The 23,565-nt window shown below is 35.7% G+C and carries 19 protein-coding genes; 17 read left to right on the plus strand and 2 right to left on the minus strand.

Annotation, left to right across the window (positions count from 1 at the left end):
* Positions 1 to 162 precede the first annotated feature (162 nt).
* The 3 genes from FTRAC_RS17135 to FTRAC_RS17145 all read left to right on the plus strand — a co-directional run bounded on the left by FTRAC_RS17135 (position 163) and on the right by FTRAC_RS17145 (position 5,009).
* Positions 163 to 2,538 carry an ABC transporter permease gene (locus tag FTRAC_RS17135; protein WP_013455546.1) on the plus strand — a complete coding sequence of 792 codons (2,376 nt, stop codon included), beginning with the start codon at positions 163 to 165 and terminating at the stop codon, positions 2,536 to 2,538.
* 448 nt (positions 2,539 to 2,986) lie between these two features.
* Positions 2,987 to 3,682: an ABC transporter ATP-binding protein gene (locus FTRAC_RS17140; RefSeq protein ID WP_013455547.1), complete on the plus strand. Its 696-nt coding sequence runs from the start codon at positions 2,987 to 2,989 to the stop codon at positions 3,680 to 3,682.
* Positions 3,672 to 5,009 (plus strand): TolC family protein, encoded by a 1,338-nt coding sequence (locus FTRAC_RS17145; RefSeq protein WP_041649952.1) that lies wholly within the window; start codon positions 3,672 to 3,674, stop codon positions 5,007 to 5,009. The genes FTRAC_RS17140 and FTRAC_RS17145 overlap by 11 nt, the downstream gene beginning before the upstream one ends.
* 47 nt (positions 5,010 to 5,056) lie before the next feature.
* On the opposite strand, the gene FTRAC_RS17150 is transcribed toward FTRAC_RS17145, so the two are convergent.
* On the minus strand, positions 5,057 to 6,004 hold the full coding sequence (locus FTRAC_RS17150) for a polysaccharide deacetylase family protein (protein WP_013455549.1): 948 nt from the start codon (positions 6,002 to 6,004) through the stop codon (positions 5,057 to 5,059).
* Positions 6,005 to 6,021: 17 nt separating this feature from the next.
* Positions 6,022 to 6,744, minus strand: a complete 723-nt coding sequence (locus FTRAC_RS17155) for a CPBP family intramembrane glutamic endopeptidase (protein WP_013455550.1) — start codon at positions 6,742 to 6,744, stop codon at positions 6,022 to 6,024.
* A 225-nt stretch (positions 6,745 to 6,969) separates the two neighbouring features.
* On the opposite strand from FTRAC_RS17155, the gene FTRAC_RS17160 reads away from it, so the two are divergent.
* The 14 genes from FTRAC_RS17160 to FTRAC_RS19485 all read left to right on the plus strand — a co-directional run bounded on the left by FTRAC_RS17160 (position 6,970) and on the right by FTRAC_RS19485 (position 23,546).
* Positions 6,970 to 7,404, plus strand: a complete 435-nt coding sequence (locus FTRAC_RS17160) for a MarR family winged helix-turn-helix transcriptional regulator (RefSeq protein ID WP_013455551.1) — start codon at positions 6,970 to 6,972, stop codon at positions 7,402 to 7,404.
* 109 nt (positions 7,405 to 7,513) lie between these two features.
* Positions 7,514 to 8,590 (plus strand): putative type IX sorting system protein PorV2, encoded by a 1,077-nt coding sequence (locus FTRAC_RS17165; RefSeq protein WP_013455552.1) that lies wholly within the window; start codon positions 7,514 to 7,516, stop codon positions 8,588 to 8,590.
* On the plus strand, positions 8,577 to 13,583 hold the full coding sequence (gene porU2 / locus FTRAC_RS17170; protein WP_013455553.1) for a putative type IX secretion system sortase PorU2: 5,007 nt from the start codon (positions 8,577 to 8,579) through the stop codon (positions 13,581 to 13,583). The genes FTRAC_RS17165 and porU2 overlap by 14 nt, the downstream gene beginning before the upstream one ends.
* Positions 13,584 to 13,783: 200 nt before the next feature.
* On the plus strand, positions 13,784 to 15,883 hold the full coding sequence (locus FTRAC_RS17175; protein WP_013455554.1) for an ATP-binding protein: 2,100 nt from the start codon (positions 13,784 to 13,786) through the stop codon (positions 15,881 to 15,883).
* 174 nt (positions 15,884 to 16,057) lie between these two features.
* Entirely contained in the window at positions 16,058 to 17,020 is a 963-nt protein-coding gene (locus FTRAC_RS17180; RefSeq protein ID WP_013455555.1) for a hypothetical protein, read from the plus strand.
* A gap of 270 nt (positions 17,021 to 17,290) precedes the next feature.
* A complete protein-coding gene (locus FTRAC_RS17185; RefSeq protein ID WP_148230108.1) occupies positions 17,291 to 17,797 on the plus strand; it encodes a hypothetical protein in 507 nt (168 codons plus the stop codon).
* Between the two features lie 208 nt (positions 17,798 to 18,005).
* Positions 18,006 to 18,461, plus strand: coding sequence for a hypothetical protein (locus tag FTRAC_RS17190; RefSeq protein ID WP_013455557.1), 456 nt, complete (start codon positions 18,006 to 18,008; stop codon positions 18,459 to 18,461).
* 307 nt (positions 18,462 to 18,768) lie between these two features.
* Entirely contained in the window at positions 18,769 to 19,008 is a 240-nt protein-coding gene (locus FTRAC_RS17195) for a ribbon-helix-helix domain-containing protein (RefSeq protein WP_013455558.1), read from the plus strand.
* The gene (locus FTRAC_RS17200) at positions 19,001 to 19,297 is read left to right on the plus strand and encodes a type II toxin-antitoxin system RelE/ParE family toxin (protein WP_013455559.1); all 297 of its coding nucleotides are present in this window, start codon (positions 19,001 to 19,003) and stop codon (positions 19,295 to 19,297) included. The genes FTRAC_RS17195 and FTRAC_RS17200 overlap by 8 nt, the downstream gene beginning before the upstream one ends.
* A 242-nt stretch (positions 19,298 to 19,539) precedes the next feature.
* Positions 19,540 to 20,079, plus strand: coding sequence for a dihydrofolate reductase family protein (locus FTRAC_RS17205; protein WP_013455560.1), 540 nt, complete (start codon positions 19,540 to 19,542; stop codon positions 20,077 to 20,079).
* 82 nt (positions 20,080 to 20,161) lie between these two features.
* Positions 20,162 to 20,833, plus strand: a complete 672-nt coding sequence (locus FTRAC_RS17210; protein ID WP_013455561.1) for a hypothetical protein — start codon at positions 20,162 to 20,164, stop codon at positions 20,831 to 20,833.
* A gap of 174 nt (positions 20,834 to 21,007) precedes the next feature.
* Positions 21,008 to 21,520: a J domain-containing protein gene (locus FTRAC_RS17215; RefSeq protein ID WP_013455562.1), complete on the plus strand. Its 513-nt coding sequence runs from the start codon at positions 21,008 to 21,010 to the stop codon at positions 21,518 to 21,520.
* Positions 21,521 to 21,785: 265 nt separating this feature from the next.
* Positions 21,786 to 22,499, plus strand: a complete 714-nt coding sequence (locus FTRAC_RS19480) for a hypothetical protein (protein WP_013455563.1) — start codon at positions 21,786 to 21,788, stop codon at positions 22,497 to 22,499.
* Positions 22,500 to 22,622: 123 nt separating this feature from the next.
* On the plus strand, positions 22,623 to 23,546 hold the full coding sequence (locus FTRAC_RS19485; protein ID WP_013455564.1) for a tetratricopeptide repeat protein: 924 nt from the start codon (positions 22,623 to 22,625) through the stop codon (positions 23,544 to 23,546).
* Positions 23,547 to 23,565: the final 19 nt, after the last annotated feature.

A 23,565-nucleotide genomic window follows, 5' to 3' on the forward strand; every position in this document is an offset into this window, starting at 1 on the left:
AACGAATTCAATCAACCGACCGCTTACGGACAAACCCACAACATTTACGAACATAGCAATTCCAAAAACCTTCCTAATAGCAATATGAGGCTATATTTCATACTATGGCACCGCAATTGAATAAGTAGTGCAAGACTATTTTTCAATTTAAACAAACAGAGCATGTTTAAACATAACCTCCTTATAATCTACCGCAATTTCAAGCGATTTAAAAGTACTTTCTTTATCAATCTTTTGGGGCTTTCCACCGGCATGGCTTGTGCACTTCTTATTTTCCTGTGGGTCAATGATGAGCTTTCGATCGATAAATTCCATGAAAATGATGAGCAGCTTTATCAGGTTTATTTACATCATGATGAGAAGGGAGAAATCCGTTCTGCACCGCCAGTTCCGGCACTTTTGGCGGATGTATTGGAAGTAGAAAGGCCGGAGGTGCTCAGAGCAGTGGAGGATACAGATACCAATGAATTTGGCGACAGTTTTTCTTTGGCTATTGGGGAGGATAAAATGAAAGCAAGAGGAAAGTTTTCTGGTCAGGAATATTTTCAGTTGTTCTCTTTTCCATTTTTAAAAGGTAATGCCGAAACAGCATTGGCTGATAAAAGTGGTATAGTTTTAACCGAATCTTTAGCGCAAAAACTTTTTGGAACTACTGATGTGATAGGCAAAAGCTTGGAATGGCAGATCTTGAAATTTAAGGGACAAGCTCAGGTTTCGGCTGTTATTCATGATTTGCCCAGTAATAGTACTGAGTCTTTCGAGTTTATACTTCCTTTTTCGGTTTTTATAGATGATTTAATGGGCAAAGAGCGTAATCATTGGGGCAATTATATAGCACTTACTTATGTGCAATTGGCAGAAGGAACAGATGTGCCCCAACTGAATGAAGAAATAGCTCCACTGATAAAAAATAAAGTAGAATGGAGTAATGTTGAACCTTTTGTAAAGCAGTATTCTAGCAGGTATTTGCATGGTAAATTTGAAAATGGAAAGGAGGCAGGAGGGCGGATAACATATGTGCGCCTGTTCGGTATAATAGCATTATTTGTTTTATCGATTGCTTGTATCAATTTCATGAATTTAAGCACGGCCCGAGCAGCTGGAAGATTAAAGGAAATTGGTGTAAAAAAGACTTTAGGAGCTAATCGTAAGCAATTAATTATTCAACATCTGGGAGAATCTGTAGCAATGACAATTATTTCCTTAATTGTGGCTTATTTACTTGTGTTATTGCTTTTACCTCAATTTAATGCCATCACGGATAAAAGCTTGAGCTTGCAATTATCTCCTAATTTATTGATAGCTACTGCAGGAATTACGCTTTTCACAGGACTGCTAGCTGGGAGCTATCCTGCCCTCTATCTTTCTGGTTTTAAACTTGTTAGCATTTTAAAAGGAAAATTAACCACTTCAACGGGAGAATTGTGGACCAGAAAAGGCTTGGTCGTATTTCAATTTGTTATTTCCATTGTGCTTTTAGTGTCCGTTTGGGTAGTTTACAAACAAATTGAATATGTTCAGAATAAAAATCTGGGTTATGAAAGACAGCAAGTAGTCAAAATCCCAATTGAAGGGGAAGTAGCCAATCGTTTAGAGCTTTTTATTGATCGCTTAAAAGCCGTTCCTGGAGTGGTGAATGCTTCGGCAACTACGCACTCTATAGTGAAAAGTGGTGCATCTACAACTGGTGTTACTTGGCAGGGAAAAGATCCCGATAGTAATATTTTATTTGAGCAAGCCAGGGCATATTACGGCTTGATTGAAACTTTAGGAATTGAAATGAAAGAGGGAAGAAGCTTTTCTAATGAATATGGAGCAGAGGAAGATAAAATTATTTTTAATGAAGCGGCCATTAAGGTAATGGGTTTAGAAGATCCAATCGGAAAAACGGTGACCATGTGGGGCAAAGAAAAGCAGATTATTGGTGTAGTGAAAGATTTTCATTTTTCTTCCTTACACGAGGAAGTTTCACCTATGCTTTTTCATTTCGATATCAGTTTTATGCTGAGCATTTTTGCTAAAATTCAAGCCAATAGTACAGAGGAAACGCTTGCAGGAATTCAGGCACTTTATAAAGACTTTAATCCGGGCTTCACTTTAAATTACGAGTTTTTAGATGTTAATTATCAGGCTCAATATCAGGCAGAGCAAAAAGTGTCTTTGCTTTCTCGCTACTTTGCCGGAATAGCCATCATTATCTCTTGTTTAGGCTTGTTCGGGTTGGCAGCTTTTACGGCTGAGCGAAGGCAAAAGGAGATAGGTATTAGAAAAATACTAGGCGCTGGAGGTTTGCAGATTATGAAATTACTCTCTGCTGATTTCACTAAAATGGTATTTATAGCTATTATTATTGCCTTGCCTATAAGCTTTTGGGCTACTCAAAACTGGCTTCAAGGTTTTGCTTACAGTATTGAACCCGAATGGTGGTATTTTGCAGGTGCCGGACTCATTGCAATAGTGATTGCTTGGATTACCATTAGCTTCCAAACCATTAAGGCCATGCGCTTAAATCCCGCAGAAACTTTAAAGGATGAATGATTTTAAACGAAGATAATTCACAGCTTAAATCTACACCCCCCTTCGCCCCCCTCAAGGGGGGAGTCGCACGGAACACTCGATTCTATATTTGGGTATACCTTATTCCAATCTTTTGCTTAGTAATTTTTTTAAAAAAAAGTTATAAAACATATTATTTCCTTCAAAAATAAATCTGTGAGAACTATCCCCTTGAGGGGATTATAGGGGTGTCGGCTGGAAAAATGAAATCTTATCATATAGTAGAAAAAAGAAAGGAGAAGAAAATTGGAAAAGGAAAGTCTAAAAATTAAATAGGACTTTAATTGACAATCAACAAAACACCGTCCGATTTCGGACGTATTCTCCCGCTTTTGAACAACGGCTTAAAGAAAAGACGCCTTAATGAGCCTTTGAAGCCATATTTTTGAAGTGGCATACAAATTGAAAAACCACATTAAAAAACTAGAACATGATCACATTAACAGATTTAGACAAATACATTAGCAATAAATTTCAAAGACAGTTTATCCTGAAAGGATTAAACCTGCAGATTGAAGAAGGAGAATTCGTGACCATTATGGGGCCTAGTGGTGCAGGGAAGTCTTCTTTACTTAATATCATCGGCTTATTGGATGATCATTCCGCAGGAAGTTACCAACTATTGGAGGAGAAAATCGACTCGCTTAGTGAGAAAAGAAAATCCGCATTGCACAAACTGCATTTTGGATTCGTTTTTCAAGCCTATCACCTGATTGATGAACTGACGGTTTATGAAAATATAGAAACACCACTGCTTTACAGAGGAGTGAAATCTTCAGAACGAAAAAGCCTGGTGGCGGAAATGCTGGATAAATTTGGCATAGTAGCTAAAAAGGATTTGTTCCCAGCCCAGCTTTCCGGTGGACAGCAGCAAGTAGTGGGAGTAGCCAGAGCTATTATTGGTAAACCGTCTATTTTGTTGGCAGATGAACCTACAGGAAATCTTCATTCAACCCAATCCAAAGAAATCATGGAGCTTTTTCAGGAGCTCAACCGACAAGGAACCACTATTATTCAAGTGACCCATTCAGAAGAAAATGCACAATATGGTTCGAGAATAATTGAATTAGAAGATGGAGCCATTCTTAAAGATATTTCGCTTAAAAATGAATTACATGTTTCGTAAAAATATACTATTTGCCTTTCTGTTTTCCCTTTTATCTTATTCTGGTTTAACCCAAAATCAGCAAGAAAAAGTCATAAGCTTACAAGAGGCAATCGCCATAGGATTAGATAGGAATGTTGGCCTAAGACAAGCTGAGAATCAATTGATGAGCTTATCGATGGATCAGACTCAAGCCAAAATGGCTTATTTGCCGAATGTTTCCCTAAATGTTAGGGCAACCAGACAAGTTGGGCAGCAATTTCAGTTGGTTGAAGATGGTTTTGAAATCAGCAATGTTCAAGCAGATAGATTATCGGGAGGACTCAGTGCCAGTTTATCTATTTTTGAAGGCTTTAATAGGCAGAATCAAATGCGAATTTCTGATCTAGAGTATAAGGCTCAATCAGAAGGAATAGAAAGAGAAAAGCAGAATGTTATTTTCCTAGTTGCACAGCAGTATCTTCAAATTTTATTGGACCAGCAGTTGTTGGAAATTGCCAGGAAGAATGTTGAAAACCAAAATAAACAGTTAGATCGAATTGAAGGATTTACCAAGACTGGACTCAGACCACAAGCTGATTTCTTTACCCAAAATGCTAGTGTTAAACAACTGGAAATGGAGTACATTGAAGCTGAAAACACCCTTTTACTTGATAAAGCCCAACTTACACAGATTTTGCAGCTAGATCCATTAGAAGAATATGTGATTTCTTCAGACGGACTAATGGATACTCCTCAAGATGAAAAGTTGGAGTTAGCAGAATTATTTAATTTGGCTATAGAAAATAGAGCAGATTTAAAACAACTAAAATTCAGAACTCAATCAGCAAATCAAAATATAGAAAGTATGAAGTCTGGATATTTACCTAATCTGAGAGCATTTTATGAATATGGCACACAATATAGCTCACTTAATACTTTAAATTATAGAGATCAACTGCTAGATTTGTATCCCACCAATATTGTAGGCTTGAATTTAAACATTCCGATCTTTAATAATTACATCAACAAAGCAAATGTAGAAAGAGCAAAGGTTAATTTGCATAACACCCAACTTGATTTCGAAAATACAGAGAGAATCATTTTTCAAGATGTGCAAAATGCCTATTTGAATTATAATGCTGCTATAAAGCGATTTGAGGTAAGCAATGCTGCCTTTGAGGCAGCTGAGGAAGCCTTCAAAGTACAAGAAGAACGCTATAATGAAGGCATTGCTAATCTGGCAGATTTATCTTTAGCTAATCAGGAATATGTAACGGCTTCAGCAAATAAGGAACAAGCTCGTTTTACGCTGATATTTCAAGAAATGATTTTGGAATATCAGGTTGGGACTTTGGAAATAGAGTAAAGGACGGTAGAACTGTATTTTATAGTGATTTTTAGTTAGGAAGATCTTTAATTCTTCTGACTAATTTCTTCATATAAATGATTTATTTCAGACAAATCCGGCTCTTGTTTCATCCATTGTACTCGCGCATCCTGAGTTTCCACATATCGGTACAACCAACTGATTCCCCATTTTTTGTAATAGGTATCTTTTTGCGAATAAATAGGGTCTGTTAAGGATTCTTCAAAACTGACAATTTCATAATCTTCCTTTTTTAACCGGACGATTATTTCACCTATATAGTCAGTATTGATAGCATTGTCATGGCAAAGGTAAATATGCTTTATTGAGCGTTTGTAAATACTATTTGCCATGGATTCATAAAAGGACAACAGCTCTATGGTCTTTTTTACATATTGTTCACCTATTGCTGCAGCTTTGTCGATTTCCCCTGTATTTAGATAATGTAGATAAACATAATTATACATCCAGTCAGAACTTTCAACAGTAAAGGGGGCAATTACATAATCCTTCGATTTTAAAAAATCTCTAATTTGTTTATGTTGAGTGGAGTCTTCTCCCATATCATTGTATGGAAACCTAAAATATTTTAAGCCTTTCTTGTAATTGGCAGCGTATTCTTTGGTTAAGATTTCTCCTTTCTCAATTTCCTGAACGAATTTATCGAAACCAACTGCTGAATATCTAGCGTGACTATATGAATGGTTTCCAACTATTGAATTTCTGTTTTGAATCCACATTTCCAATAGCTCCTTATTTTCATTTTCAAACTCATTATTGAAAAGCTTTGCCTCATTTATGAAAATGGTAAATGGGATGTCCATTGAATCCAAAACTTTCAAAAATGTTAGATTGAAATTCTCTTTTTTATATTTTCTGGTATTGGGTACATCATCTATAGTGATGGATATTGATTTCTTTTGTGAAAAAGCCGAGATACTCAAAAGGAGTATAAGACACAGAAGAAGTATGGATTTATAAGGAAATTTATTCATTTGTTTAATTCAAAATGCTATTCAAAAAAGATGTAGTAAGTCAGAATAATTGCCGTCATATTATAAATTCCATGAGCTATAATGGAAGAAGTTAGCCTTTTCGTAGAAATAAAGAGTAATGTGTACATGACGGTAGGCACTAAAATATCAAACCAGTCTAGAGCGCTAGAAGGCATGTGTCCAAGTGCAAAAAGGCCAATGGATAGAATAGCGGAAAACCATAAACCTGTTTTTGGATTTTTAAAAGTATCTTTCAAAATACTGATAAAATAACCTCTGTTAAAAAGTTCTTCAGTGATGCCACCACCTATTACTCCTAAGGCTATGAAAGAGAGCAATCCGATTATACTGCCATCATACATAGTCAACATATGACTAATATCTGCTCTACTTGCCCCGCCTGTGTTGGGAATTAGGAACACGAACTGAAGAATAGTCCATAAGGATCCGAACCCCAAACCCAAAAAGATGTCTTTCTTAAGGTTGACAAACTTTAATCCAATGTCAGTAAAATTTTTCTTAAGGATTTTTAGTGAAAAATAGAGTAGGGCGGTCACACTAACAAATTGAAAGAGTGCTATATACAGCAAGTTTATTCCTGTCTTACCTCCGTTTATTTTGGTTACTCCAAAGAAAACATCCGGAATAATGAAGAGGATATATCCTAAAAGAATGGTAGCAATATAAACAAGTATAGTTTTAGTTTTGCTTACAGATTTTTTGTTTTCAATTTGATGCATACTTAAATTTTATGGGCGTATTTTTCAATAATTGATTATCTTAAGAATATGAATCAATAAATATAGTAAGCCAACTAGTCCAATACAAGTGTAAATACATAGGGTTGCAAAGGTTTAATTTATGCTTTTTTTTGAATTCAATTATATAATCTAAAACAACATATTTTAAAAATACGCTAAATCCAGAAAATTGCCTTAATTTTGTTGCTATACTAATAATTAATAATGCAAGAAGCCGAGAAATACAGCCGATATTCATTTTTACTGGATAAAACAGCACGTAGGGTAAAGCAATATGCCAAGCAAAGGTTTAGGGAATTGGGATGGACTATTACGATTGATCAATGGGCAGTTTTAAAGCAATTATATGATAAGGGCGAGGTGAACCAAAGAGAATTGGCCACCAATACCTTCAAGGATCATCCTACCATGACTCGTATTATTGATTTATTAAAAGCCAAGGAATTGATAGAGCGTAAACCTCACCCCGGTGATAGAAGAAGTTTTATTATTGGGTTAACAACTGAAGGGAAATCTATGGTGGAGGAGTGTTTACCAGAAGTTCAAAAAATCAGGATGAAGGCTTGGGATAACCTTTCAGAAAAGGATTTTCAAGAGTTTAAAAGGATCTTGGAAAGTATCCATCAGAACTTATCCTAAGTGATTGTAGTTAATGTTTTCAGCTTTAATATTTATAATTGATTGTATTTGACATTTTTTTCAGCGGATATTTGTTAATTTTAGTCAATAAATCTAATACTCAGATTTCATGAGGAAAATACTTTTCATTTTTCTTTTTTTAGTGCTCTCTGTTGAGATAAATGCTCAAATCTCTAAGCCTAAATATGCCAATGAATTTTTAGCTATTGGGGTAGGAGCAAGGGCTTTTGCGTTGGGTGGGGCTTCCGTGGCTTCGGTTGAAGGAGCTTCTGCAGGATATTGGAATCCTGCAAAACTCTCAAGTCTGAAAACCGACCACTCTCTAGATTTAATGCATGCTGAATATTTTGCCGGAATAGCGGCTTACGATTATGTAGGATTTGCTACTTCCATTGATGAAGATAGTAAAATGGGTTTTTCTTTAATCAGATTTGGTGTGGATGATATTCCAGATACCCGATTCATTTATGATGCCAATGGAGCCTTGAATTATGATAATATTCGCTTCTTTTCCGCTGCTGATTATGCTTTTCAGTTTTCTTATGCCCGCGACTTAAAGTTTTTGGATGGCTTATCTTTTGGGGCAAATGCAAAAGTAATTCACCGAACGGTAGGCGAATTTGCCAAGGCTTGGGGTTTTGGATTTGATTTGGGTACCCACTACAAATGGAAGAATTTGGATGTGGGGTTGGTGGCTCGAGATGTCACAGGAACCTTTACCACCTGGTATCACAATATAACTATGATAGAAGATATTTATACCCAAACCAACAATGAAATCCCTGAGAACACCACGGAAATGGCAGTTCCTCGATTAGTTTTTGGAACGGCTTACACTCAGGAGTTACCTTTTAAATTTTCCATAATGGGAGAAGTAAATTTAGATGCTACTTTTGATGGCCCACGAAATACTTATGTTAGTGAAGATAAATTCTCTATTGATCCTCGAGCTGGTGTGGAAATAGGCTATGATAATATGGCTTTTGTTCGATTTGGTGGCAATAATCTTCAAAAGATCAAAAACTTTAATGGTACGGAAAGATGGAATGGACAAGCAAGTATTGGGGCTGGTTTTTGCTACAAAATATTGCAAATTGATTATGCTTTCACCGATTTAGGAGATTATTCAGAATCACTTTATTCTCATGTTTTCACTTTGATTTTTAATTGGGATGCTAAAGAATAAACTTTTTAATACCATATTAACCTTTGTTCTTTCCGCTTCTATTCATTTTGTTTCGGCACAGAACCCTCAATCTTGGATTAATTTCAATCAATCTTATTATAAAATAAGCCTAGAATCTACAGCTGCTTATGAATTGGAATATGATGATTTGCTGGATGCAGGAGTTCCACTTTCCACTATAGACGCTAGATCATTACAGATTTTCTACAGAGGACAAGAAATTGCCATTAGAGTAAGCGGTCAAAGTGACGGTAGATTAGATCAGGGAGATGTAATTCAATTTTTAGGTAAAAGAAATGATGGGGTTTCCGATACTCCTTTGTATAGAAATCCTGAGGATCAGGCACATCAATACTATAATCTTTTTACAGACGAATCAGCTTATTTTTTGACTTGGAAGAACGATGGTACAAATGGTAAAAGGATTCAAGAGCAGAATATCATTAATAACACCAATAATTTGGCTGCAGAAAATGCAGTTGAAAAGGAAATTATAAGGCTATTCACGAACAGTGCAGATCGAGGACAGCGTTATAGTCCGCAGGATGAAGTTTATTATTCTGCTTTCGATTTAGGTGAGGGATGGTCTGGTTCTGCATTTACTAATCCCACTAATTTTTCCATCACAGGCTTGGAACGGGCTGTTCGAACCGAACTTCCGCCTCGATTAGAAATTCTTATCCAAGGAAGAAATATTAGGCAGCATCAAACTGAGGTTTTGGTGGGACCAAGTGAAAATTCTTTAAGGTCGCTCGGTACTGTAAATTTTGATGAATATGAATATGTGACTTTTTCAGATGATTTGGAATGGACAGATGTGGCCAACAATGGAAGTATGGTCATAAGATTATTGCCTCAAGCGGAAGGTGCAGACAGGATATCACTGTCGTATATCAAAATCAATTTTCAAAAAGAGCCTAATTATGATAATGAAGCGGGAGGGAAATTGACTTTAGAATCAAATCCCCTTGGTAGTTCGTATTTACAACTTTTCAATACTAATAGTACTGCACGACTTTATAGAACAGAAAATTTCAATGAGCCCATTTTATTGAAAACAAATAGGGTAGGGACTGAAATTAATACTGTTGTTGAAAATACCTTTGCTGGTGCAGAACTATTTTTGCAGAATCAGAACTTCCTTACTCCAAGCATTAAGAAGGTAAATTTCAGAGATTATGGTAATTTCAATCCTGATTATGTGATTTTGAGTCATCCAGATTTGGGTAGCCCTAGCGGAGATTACAATAATCCTGTTAAAGCTTATGCAGCTTATCGCAATTCTGAAGAAGGCGGTGGATATGATACTTTGGTGGTGGACATCAACCGACTCTATGATCAATTTAATTATGGCGAAACCTCGCCTTTAGCAGTTTATCGATTTACTCAATTCTTAGTAGAAAATACTAAAGCTGAAATGGTTTTCATTATAGGTAAAGGATTGAACTGGTATCATAGCTACTACAGAAGAAATGAAATTCCTAATGAATTATTCAATGAATATGTTCCCACAGCTGGCTCGCCTGGTTCCGACATTTTATTTGGTTTTGACTGGAAGGAAAATAATAGGGCAGCGATCTCTTTTGGAAGGTTGAATGCCCACAATAGCCAAAATGTAGCGGATTATCTGGATAAAATAAAAGAAATGGAAGCTAAGCCTTTTGATGATTTGAGGCGTAAACATTTTTTGAATTTAAGTGGAGGTATTTCATTTTTTGAAGTCAATAGGTTTTCGGGCTATATCAATGATTTTTCAACTTATGCTAAAAGCCCATATATAGGAGGAAATCATTCTAATTTTACTAAGGAAACTACGCAAGTGGTGGAGTTTATTAATGTGGCAGATCAAGTAAACCAAGGATTAAATTTGATTACTTTTTTTGGACACTCTGGTCCGAATACTGCGGATATTGATATTGGAAGAGTTTCTGATGAAAATTTAGGTTATAATAATAAAGGTAAATACCCTTTTATTTTGATTAATGGATGTGATGCTGGAGCTTTTTACCAAATTGCTAAGAATGAAACACCCTTTGGCGAAGATTGGGTAAATACGGCTGAAAAAGGTTCTTCTGGTATTTTAGCACATGCTTACCTTGGCTTCCCAAATGAATTAAAGCGATACAGTGATTTGTTTTACGCCAATGCCTATGGAGATTCCGTTCTGATTGATCAACCTATCGGCCTCGTGCTTCAAAAGACCATAAATGATTATTTAGCTAATTTCGGGACTAATCCTGCCCCATTATACATGTCTCAAGCTCAGCAGATGAATTTATTATGTGATCCTGCTTATAAACTTTTCCCTGCTGGAAAGCCTGATTATGCCATTTCGGATGAAGACTTAGAAGTAGTTTCCCTGGACGGACAGCCTATTGACGCCTTGACTTCTGAATTTGGTTTAGATGTGATTATTCGAAATTATGGAATCACGAACGCAGATTCAATTGAGATTTTGGTAAAAAGGACTTTGCCCAATAATGAAGTAATTGTGCAGGACACTCAAAAAGTAGCCGCTATAAATTATCAGGATACTGTTACGCTTAGTATCTATAATGACCGTCCTGAAAGCTTTGGTCAAAATATATTGGAAGTGATCATCGATCCAAGCGGAAAAATTGAAGAGATTAAAGATGATAACAACACTGCAAGTATCAATTATTTTCTGACCTTAGGAACCACCTTGAATTTATACCCTTATGATGAAGGCTTGAGTGATCAACAAAATATCACGCTTACTGCCCAATCAGTGGATTTACTTGCAGACGAAAGGGAATTTCTCTTCGAGTTGGACACTACACGATCATTTGATAGCCCTTATTTAAAGAAACAGAGTATTAGCGCCAAAGTAATTGCCAAGTGGGAAACGGATTTACTCTCCAATGATAATCAAGCCTATTTCTGGAGGTCGAAATTTGCTAACCCAAGAGAGGGCGAACTGGATGAATGGACTATTTCAAGCTTTACCTATACCAATTCTTCTGTGCAGGGCTGGCAACAAAACACTACTGATCAGTTTTTACTCAATACCATTGAGGGGATCACAATTGAAGATTCATGGACTTTTGAGGAAAACACTTTTAATCTAGAAGTAAGTGCTCCCGGCAATAGTGCTTTAGGAAGCCTAAGTATAAAAATCAATGGTAATGAATATGCCATTACCAATTTAAATGGTGCAGCTTGTCGAATTAATAGGCTTAATTTGCTTGCATTTGATAAATCCAATGCGGTACCTTACAGTATTTTAACAGATGGCAGTGCATTCGACCTAAATGATAATTTAACCTGTGGAATTCGCCCTCAAGTCATCAATCAGATCAGTAATACGCAACTAGCTCAACCTGAAACCTATTTCAAAAAATATTTTGATGAATTACCCACTGGGGATATAGTCCTTTTATCTTCCTATGATAGTGTGGCTTGGAATATTTTACGCGCCAATAACAGAACCCAATTGCTTGATTTGGGTGCCTCAGCAAGTGTGATAGACAATCTTCAAAATGGTGATCCTTATATTTTATTGGGCAGAAAAGGATTGGGGGCTGGAAACGGAATTGAAGTTACAGCTACACAAACTCCAAAAAGTGAGCAAAGCATTTCATTGAATGAAGATGTTGAAGCTCGGTTTGAGTCCGGTACCATTATTTCTAAGACCATAGGGCCAGTGAAAGAATGGATTGAATTGGATGCGGAATTTGAAGATATAGAGGCCTCTGACCAGATAAGGCTTGATGTATTTGGAATTGACACGCTTAGTAATCAAAGTTTATTGTTTTCAGATGCAGTCCTCCCACTGGATATTTCTACCATAAATGTCAATCACTATCCTCAATTGCGTTTGAGGGTAACTTTTACTGATCCGGATAATTTAAGCCCAGCTAAGCTTGCCAAATGGAAAGTGAATTATCGAGAAGTACCGGATGCAGTTTTGCTTCCTTCCGAAATGGCCAACAGGGCTAGTACAGAATTAGCTGAAGGAGAAACTTTCAGTAAATCATTTAGAGCCATTAATGTCACGCCAAATGATTTTGATGCCCCAATTCCCTATTTACGGCAAGTATTCAATAGAGAAGACCGGGTTTTTCATAATGAGACCAATGCTTTAGCCCCTCTAGAAGCGGATGCTGATACTACTTTCTCCATAGAAGTAGATACCAGAGGTAAGGTGGGAGAAAACGACCTGACCCTAAGTCTCAACCCTAATTCTAATTACAATGAAAATAGATTAACCAATAATGTGATTTCATACCAAAGGCTTTTTGAGGTCAAAAAGGATTCATTACCACCATTTGTGGAGGTGACTTTCGATGGAATTTCCATATTAGATGGCGATATCGTTTCTCCTCGTCCGTATATCCAAATTAAATTAAAGGATGAAAATACGTTGATCAACAAATCTGATACCACTGGAATTGACATTCAATTACGAAGGGATTGTGAAGAATGTGTAAGTCAACGAATAAATTTTTCCAATCCTAATATTGAGTGGGTTTCCGCAACTGAAGAGAAAGCATTCACCGTAAATTACCAGCCGGATGCCTTAGAAGATGGAAACTATCAATTGAGCGTGCAAGCAACAGATGCCAGTAACAACACAGCAGGAGAGGAGCCTTATAAAGTGAGATTTGAAGTAATCAATGCCTCGACCATCACTAATTTCTATCCATATCCGAATCCTTTTTCTACCAGCACCCGCTTTGTGTTTACGCTAACAGGAACGGATTTACCACAGGAAATTAAAATTCAGATACTAACCGTGACTGGCAGGGTAGTAAGAGAAATTCTGCAAGATGAAATAGGCCCGATCCACATTGGAAACAACATTACCGATTACGCCTGGGACGGAAAAGATGAATTCGGGGATAGACTAGCCAATGGCGTTTATCTTTACAGAGTTTTAGTCCGAAAAGATGGAGTATTCATGGAACAGCGCGCCACAGCAGGGGATAAAGCCTTTACCAAAGGCTATGGGAAGTTGTATATTTTGAGGTGATGATGTTTTAATTTTAAGTGTAGAATTAAACGTTTATTATACGTATAATTATACGGTTATAGACTTTATTATTGTTCTTAATCCAATATAAAAGGCTTTTTTATTAACTATTAATTCAGTAGATTGCAAAGGATATAAAAGAAATAAATGCACCTAGAGGTGTACTTTATTCAATTGTTGGGGTGCATTAAAACGAACATATGAATAAGAGAACAAGATTAATATTCCTCGGGCTCTCTCTAATCCTGTTAATTGGAGTTGGGAGATTCGTAACGAATGACTTTAATTTCTTACTCAATGATTTTTGGTTCACCTCAGGTTTCTTGCTTCTTATTTTACTCTCATTAATCGACCAACCTCATTTCTCAAAAGATTCTAGCATTTTCATTAATGCTGTAACTGCAGGAATATCACTTCTGTTAATTCCCGAAGAAAACAGAAATTGGGTTTTTTGGCTATTTCTTGGAATTACTTTGTATTTAGCAATAAGCAGTTATGTTTTAATGTGGCTGAGAAACAACCCCTTGCCACAAGAAAACAAGTGGATCCAATTCTTTTCAAGAGTCAATAGAGAGATTGGGAAACCTCAGACACTTTTTTCTGCATTTTTTCTTTGGGGTGCGTTGAATCAATTTGGATTAGGAAGTGAAGGCTTTAACGCTTTGTTATTGTATTGGGTCATTTTTATGATTCTCAACATACCTTCGATAGCTCAGGTAATCAATAGATTATTTGAAAAGAACGAAACAAAAAAGCAAGAAAATGCTCTTGGGTCTATATTAGGTGTTCAGTCAAAAAACACATTTTTAGTTAAGTTATTCTCAGATAGAAAAGAAACTATCAAGTTATTCGACTTTGTAGAGTTTATCTACTCAATAGATGACTCTCGTCAAATCAGAAAGGGGATAATCCTAGACACCTATTTACTCAATGAGCAACAGTGGATAAAGGTTCTCACAACCTCAGAAATCAATAAAATATTTGATGGTAAGCCTATATTCAATGAACATACAGATGATATTATTTACAAGATCTCTGATGTTCCAGAAAATGAGTACTTGGATACATTCGTAGGAATTGTAACTGAAAACTCTTCAATTCAAAAAATCAAGTTCATTTATAACTCCAAAGCTGCGGTAGAAGATGGACAACTTCTAGAAGTAAGAGTTAAAGAAGCTGTTGTCTATTATCAAATTGTCGAAGGCATAACTCGAATAGAGCAATTAGAAAATAAAAATGAAACAGGCTTGATAGTTGGAGAAGCAATTCAACTTGGGACTTGGAATCATGACAAAGTTAGGTTTGAGCAATTTGGTTGGGTTCCTGAAATAAATTCACCAGTCTATATCTCTTCAAAAATCCAAGAAGTAAAAATTTCAGAAACAGAGTTTCAGATTGGTCATATACCAAATACAAACTTCCCAGTCATTATAAATAAGGAGTTAGCTTTAACTCACCACACAGCAGTTCTCGGGGTTACGGGGACAGGAAAATCAATTTTTGCCCGAAATCTTATCAGAGAGCATTTAAAGGACAAAACAATCAAAGTGATTTGTATTGATTTCACAGGTGAGTACAAGGGGAAATTTGCTGACTTGTCTCCGGTAAAAATCGTTTCAGAAGAAAAAGATAATGAACTCTATAAGACATTTGAATGGGTATCAAATGAGTTAGAGAAATTTGGGAATCAACAGAATAAGGAAAAGCTAAAGGATGCAGACGAGTTCATTAAAACGACTTTGAATGATGCTCTCCAGGCTTTCTTAAAAGAACCTGAGTCCAGGCTAAGCATTTTTGAACTTCCAGATGTTTCAAATACAGCCAGTATTTTAGAGTATACCAGACAATTATTCAAAGCCCTTTTTGTACTTGCAAAATCTGAAAGATGTTTTGGGCATAAGGTCTGCATTGTACTTGAAGAAGCTCACACAGTAATCCCTGAATGGAATTTTGTTGGAATAGCCGATAAGTCCTCTCAGTCTTTGCTTAACAGTATTGCTCAAATTGCTTTGCAAGGCCGTAAATATGATGTTGGACTATTAGTAATAGCACAGAGAACAGCAAACGTTTCAAAGACTGTTCTAACTCAATGTAATACAATAATCTCCTTTCAAGAATTTGATAAAACCAGTAGCGAGTTCTTGGCAAACTATTTTGGACAAGGAATAGCAAGTACCCTTCCTAAACTTAAGTTTAGACAGGCAATCGCAGCCGGAAAGGCATTAAAATCAAATGTTCCAATGATTTTTGAAGTTCCCGAAATATTAGAACCTGAAGTTGAACAAGAAGAAGAAAAATAACGACACCCCAACATTGGCTATACGTAATGCGGGCGAAAGTGCTGCTATGAAAGTAATTACATTAAATAAACTTATCGGTAAACGGACAGTGAGGTGCCTTGAAATCCCGCACTACGCATAGCCGAGACCGTTATACTTCATTAGTGCTATCAATTAACATTAGAAAACTATTATATGAGATATGCTATTATAATTTTATTAACTCAGATAATGATTTCTTCATGCACTATGGATATCGAAGATTTTGCAGAGGGCAGAGAGGATATTCCAGAAATTATAAGAGACCGAATTTCAAAATCTGAACTAATTCAGAAAGATGATAGCATCATAATGATGATTTATGACTATTCGCAACTTATACCCACATTTGAAATCTATGATGAGGCCTTTACAATGCTAACCAAAAATCATCTAATCAGATTTTATATGACGGAAGACGGAGAAGAAAACATTCAGAAAATTGATTTGCGAGAGTGCTTAAGTGTAAAAATAAAACCAATTTTTAAGCAACGTGATCATCTTACCTATCATGTAGAAGGAGAGCAATTGGGATCACACTGGTTCAGCGAAAAGACAAAAAGATATGAATTGGTAACGGAAACAAATAGTGTATACTATGGTGGTGCCTCTAAAAATGAAAAGAAGCTTAAGGAAATGAACAATCTAATTATAGAAACATGGAAAAAGCAAGACAAGTACGACAGTTTGAGGCAAATTTATCGCAATTTTTTTGATGAAAACGATAATCGAATAGTAACTGATGATGTTAAAATATCCAGAGAAAAACTGCAATCATTAAAAAAACGAATTAAACCTTATTCTGAAAAGATAGAAGATAAAACTGATTTGCTAATAATCGTTCGTCAAGGAAAAATTTTACAAGTTCAATACGACTACTTTGAGAAACAATTTAACATTTTGGAAATACAAGTTGAAAATATACCAAGTGATGAATCTGAAATTTCATCAATAGTCTTCTATTATATTGCATTAACAAAGGGGGGTAGAGAAAAACTAAAAATGCCTTATGAATACAAAACAGAGTTTAAGAAAATAACTTATTTAAATGCAGAAAAAATATATGCAAAAAGTATTGAAGACATTTTAGAAAAATACTATCAACAATCGGAAAAATAAAGAAGTATAACATTCTGTCATAAATCATGGCTGTTAGTAGGTTATTGTTCCTTCAGCTCTTTGTAGAAAGCCCGGCAATCCGCAGGCTTGCCTTATTGGTGAAAGTTAATTTAATAAGCCAATCCTGCGGATTGCCTCGGTAGTTAACGCAAATTTTTATACTTTTAATCAGCCACGAATTTATACAGTGGCGTTAGATCCAATACCATGATTCGATATTTTCTACTAATTATCATAATGTCTGCATGCTCTCCTAGTAACGAGGATTGTTTGAAAAAACTGAACAATGAGCTTGATTCTAAGTATGCTGAACCTCTTGACGAGTTGACCCTCGAATTTGAACGGATTGTGATGAAATCAGACGGTTCAAGTTTCCCTGATAAATGTAGAAATTTCCTAAAACCGCTTGCGTCTGGGAAGGATCAAGAATTCTACTCGAAAATTGTCAAGAGAGAGGAGCTTGTCAATGCTGTTGCAGGATTGGACACTATGATTTTCAAGTATGAATTCCATACAACGGATAGCCTCTCAACTAGGAAACATATTTCGAACAAATGGAATAGTAATTTTATCAAAGCACTATCAACCTTAAAAGAATGTGACGAATTGATTTCCGGATATGTAGAAACTATAGTGGAAACTGGAGGATTAGGACCTGTTCTAGTGGCGAATGGAGCAATTATGAATTACAGTGATGAAGATTTCAACAACCCAATTGTCAAGCGAATACTAGCAGTGGAAGTTCTTCTACCCTATCTGACATATTCTCCTGAATAAAAATGTCTCTAACATTACCTAAAAATGCATTCGCTAACTGCATTTAGCAAAGTGAGGAATTACTTCGCCACAAAGCCAAACATTTAGATGCATTTAAAGAAAAGGCAAACAAAGTGCTTCTCTCCTTTTACTGCTTTGCAATTGTAGTTATGGTTTGGCTTTGCTACTTTAGTACTTCGTCAGCGAAGTGTGGCAAACGCATTTTAGCATGGCGTTAGCGAGAATGAAGGTTCTAATTTACATACCAATCTTAATAGCAGTTCTTTCTGGTTGCAGTGAACCTGCCACGGAAAATCAGAAGTATCAAGTCTCTGTAGACTACGAATATGATATGTCACGAATCAATAGACCTTCTAACAGACTATCAAAAAACACCTTATATCTGTTTTTTGAACAAATTTTTGAGCAGGATACGATTGATATCTATTTAAATACTAAGAAAACTTCGGAGCGTAAAATCATAACGACTGAAGATATGCTCGCTCTTGCTGACGTCTTCGAATTTAAGAATATAGAAGCAATTCATTCTATCAAAATTCGAATGAATTCAGGACCAATATTATCAATAAATACAGAGAACAACGAAAAGAATATATGGCGGGTAGGCTTTTGGTCGGATACTTTAAGGGCTCTACCTTTAAGAAGTCCTCCTATTTATGACTGACTCTCGCTAACATGGCATAAAACCCATTTGCTCACCACCCTGTAGAAAAGTGTCTGCTAAATAGCCCGTAATTTATGCTTGCTTTCCATAGCGGGCAACTAAAGATACTGCCTTTGGGCAATTATGGCACTTATTTATTCTGAGCTTTTGCAATTAATGAAGTGTATCAGTTTGTGGAGAAAGCATAAATTACTACTTTCAGTATTTCATAGCCTAGTATAACAAACGGGTTTTATACAGGTTGGCAACAATAGCGCTCCTTGCAATTGATTCGAATTTGGTGTATATTTACATCAAACTTTAAATTATGGCACGTCAAAGTATTTCATTTACCGAACCGAATGACGAGTGGTTAAAATCCCAAGTCGACAGTCAGGAATATTCAAGCAAAAGCGAATTAGTGAACGATTTAATCCGACAAGCAAGAAGCCAACAAAAGCAAATTGATTGGATTAAAGCAAAACTTGAAAAATCGGAGAAAAGTGGTTTTACAGATGCAACTAAAGAACAGATTTTAGCAGAATCTAAGTCTAATTTGAATGGCTGATTACAGACTAAGCAACGAAGCCAAAAACGACCTCATCAGAATACACCAATACGGAGTTAAAAAATTTGGTGAAGTACAAGCCGACAAGTACTTCAATACATTTTTCGATTACTTTGACATGATTGCAGAGAGACCATTTTCATACGAATCAGTTGACTACATTAAAGAAGGATATAGACGTTGTGTTTGCGGAGCTGATAGCATCTATTTTAGGATCAATGATAATGATAATATTGCTGAGATTATGGCAATCATTGGCCGACAGGATATTACTGGAAAAATAACATAAAGTTGCAAACATCTGCTAAAAATGTATTTACTCATTGCTGCTAGCCAAGTGATTACTTAAATCACCCAAAGCCAAACATCTTTTTTCAAATAGAAAACATATAGATTGATTCTCTCCTTTTACTGCTTTGCAATTGTAATAATGATTTGGCTTTGCTACTTTAGTAAATCGTCAGCTTAGTGTAGCAAACTTATATTAGCCAGTCGTTGACATTCATACAGAACACCAGACACGAAAAAATAATGAGTAATAAGAATAGCGTATTTATCGCAACAAGTTTAGATGGATACATCGCTGACAAAAATGGCCGAATTGATTGGCTCCATTCTATACCGAATCCTAACAAAGATGATATGGGATATGTCGATTTCACAAATGGAATTGACGCTCTTGTAATGGGACGAAAGACATTTGAAACTGTACTTGGATTTGATGTCGCCTGGCCATATAACAAACCAGTATTTGTCTTAAGTAATACGCTGAATGAAATACCTAAAAGTCATAAAGGAAAAGTATTTTTGGTAAAGGGTACTTTGACCGAAGTATTAAAACAAATCAATGAAAAAGGATTTCACAAACTATACATTGATGGAGGAACCACAATAAGAAATTTTCTGAAAGAGGATTTAATTGATGAAATGAAAATTACAACAATTCCGATACTCCTGGGGGGTGGTTCACCTTTATTTACTGACCTCCCAAAGAAACTCAAATTTGAACTAATTGAATCAAAAACATTTCTGAACCAAGTAACTCAGAATCATTATAAAAGGAAAAGATAAAATACGAGATGCAGACAAGGTGTATAGTGCATTCCCTGCGGAATAAGCGTACTACACGGACTGTTCAAACAATTAACTTTAGTTGGAATCATATTCTTTTATTTTCGGAACTATTATTATACTCTTGGCTATTGCGTTGATAGTTATTGTGATTAGATATCCTCTCGACATCATCCGTGGTTTCCTTGAAATGATTCGACCTGATAGTTATAGAACTTGGTTCCTCGCTCCAATTTGGTTTCTATTTTATGGACTTAATAAATTATTCAATCTGAGTATAATTGAGGACAAAGAATCAAGCCAAGACAAGCCTGAAGAACCGTACAAATCCATAAAGAATCTGAAGTTTGATTTTTCAACAGGTAAAAAATTCATCTCGTATTCAAACAATGAGATTCATGCTTTATTAGTTGACTTTGTAGCATTTTCTGAAGGAAATTATGAACTTGAAGACTTTAGCATCAAATCAAAGCAAACAATTCTAGAATGTCCTAATGCGATATCATTTTATGACTATTGTATTTTAGTTCAGCACATTTGGAACACACAAAAAGGTGCAACGTTTGGAATATTTATTTCAGCTAAACTAAAATTCTATTTTTATCAAGACGATAAAACACTTCATAATTTGATAGGTCAAACGATTGATGGTAAACGATTTTCTATTTACACTTTAGATGATCTAAACAAGAAGATACATCTTAGACTTAATGACAACATCAGGGTGAAGAAATTCGATTTACTTGAATATTAGACTGTTCAGAACATCATGGATGGTATGCCATAAATCAGGAAAGTTTGATAGCACTTGGAAAGTCAGCCACAATTTGTACTTTTATTAATTGCTGTGGCTGTGTGCAGATGGTAAGCTTAGAGCTTTCTATGCCCCGCTCATCATAGCCAGGGTCGTTAGCGATAATTCCTTTCAATGAAAGACTACTACAAAATTTTAAAAATAAGTAAAAATGCCTCGGAAATAGATGTAAAAAGGGCATTTCGAAAAAAAGCTTTATTGACACATCCAGACAAAACAAATTGGGACTCTAAACAACAGTTTTTAGATATTTACGAAGCGTACTCTGTTTTATCTGACTATAAAAAGAAAGCAAAATACGATAAATTTTACCAGAAAGCTGGAAGGGAAGTAGAAAGGAAGATGGCAGAACCAGAGCTCGATCTTGTTTCAATTTCTGAGAATGGAAAGGTTTATGCAGAAAACTATCAGAAATTTAACCGTGAACTTATTTTAATCATTATAATGGAAATTTTGCTTGGAGCAGATCGACTTTTATATGCTGCGTTAATTTGTATAATTCTTGGCTTATGGACCGTTGTCTCTGGAATTATTGATTTTCGCTTTACTTATAGTTTGGTGGGTTTAGGATTAGCTTCGTTAGGTTTGTATTTAGCAATCTTAAAAATTAACAGATTAGACTATTAAACAAACCGTTAGCATTTGCTAAGAATGTAGTTGCTCCTTGCTTTTAGCAAAGTGATTACTTAATTCTCCACAAAGCTAAACTAGATATCTCATTTAGATTTATAACAAGCATTCAGGAGGGTTCTCTTCATTTCTGATTCAATAATTGTGGTTATGGTTTGGCTTCGCTACTTTAGTAAACCGTCAGCTAGGTATGGCAAGTGCATTTTAACTGCACGTTGTGAGTCATTCAGTAAAGTCCGCATGTATAATTAGAATCAGATTCATGAAAAATGATATTAATTTTGTAAGCATTGCTATAAAATTTTGTTTATCAGCTATACTTATTTTCGCTTCAATTGCTTCTGCAAGTGGACAATCAGACTGCCTTGAGGATTCCGTGAAATATAAAAATGTTTATATGGAGCGAACTCATAATGTCATTGGACTTGTACCCTCCAAAGCCAGAGTTACAAATGGATGGGCGATTGGGTGGGAAGCATCACTTGACAACCATTGTGTGCACATGGATTCAATTCGAATTAATGGTTTACATACAAATGTTTTCCTTCCTCAGGCTTATATTGCTGCAATGTCTCTTATTATGGCTCCTTTTTATCCAAGAATGCTACTAGAAAATTTTGATATTGATACTTTAACATACGATGATCTACTAATAAGACATAAGTTAAATGGAGTATCCATTAGTCTTTTTGAATTTGGCAAGCAGTTTGCAATTCAGGGGCTTCATGTGACAGCCTTTTTCTATAATGTGGACAAATTGAATGGCGTATCAATTACTTCAATTGCAGGAAAATACAAGCACTTCAATGGAGTTATGATTTCAGGTATACTTAATAAAACAAATAATGGTAAAGGCCTACAAATTGGACTTATCAATAGTGCCGCCCAGCTGAACGGAATGCAAATTGGTCTCTGGAATAGGATAGGAAAAAGGGGCTTCCCATTAATCAATATGAATTTCAAAAAAACTCCATAAGGCCTATTGAACAAAGGGTGGGAATGGTGAACGATTCTATTCAAGGCACTTTATTTAACTGTTGGTCATATCTTAAAAAGATTTTTTACTTTAGTATTTTAAACTATTCAAACTATAATAAAGATGAAAGAACTATTAACCTTTGCCGTTACCGCTATTATTAGCATCAGTACGATAAAAGCTCAAGAAATACAATTTTACAATACGGAAGAAGGCGATAAACATATCTGGGGTGAATTCCCAGTGGATTATTTAAAAGAAGATACTACCTATTCCAGTTGGTTTAATACAAATTATGAAAGGTTTGCGCTTGAAAAAACGGAATATGATTGGATCGAAAACCTAGAAGATGATTCGGTAGAAATCTATTTAGGCACCTGGTGTGGAGATAGTCAGGAATGGGTGCCTCAGTTTTTAAAACTTTGGGATGATATGGGCTTAAGTAGAGATCAACTGAAATTCACAGCCCTTTACGGCTCGGGAGAAGATTACAAACAAGGGCCAAATGGCGAAGAAGAAGGCTTGAACATTCATCGTGTGCCTACTTTTATTTTTAAAGAGGATGGAAAAGAATATGCCAGAATTGTAGAGTCACCAAGCACTGACCTTTTTACTGATGTTGCACAAATTGCTTTGGGTTATCCTTCCGCTCCCAATTACGCTGGTGCAAATTATATCCTCCAGGTTTTTGATACCATGAGCATGGATGAGATCTATAAAGACATCAATAATATTTACAGAACTGCTTATTATAAGGTAGGTCGTTTTGCTGAATTCAATACCTTAGGTAAAGTGCTATCAGCCGCTGGGAAGAAAAATGAAGCCTTATTGGTCTTTCAATTTAATACTTATTATCATCCTGGCAGCTGGTACGGATATAAAAGTTATGGGGAATTATTAGTTGAGATGGAAAATTACCCTCAGGCAATTATAGCATACGAAAAATTGATTTCTTTAAATCCTGATGATGAAGATGCTAAAGCAGAACTGGAGCGCCTAAAAGGGCTAAAAATTAGTGAGGAAGAAGAAAAAGGTGGTGCAAACTAGTTTGTTAAAAGACTGGCTT

The sequence above is a fragment of the Marivirga tractuosa DSM 4126 genome (assembly GCF_000183425.1).
In the GTDB taxonomy this organism is placed as follows: Bacteria; Bacteroidota; Bacteroidia; order Cytophagales; family Cyclobacteriaceae; genus Marivirga; species Marivirga tractuosa.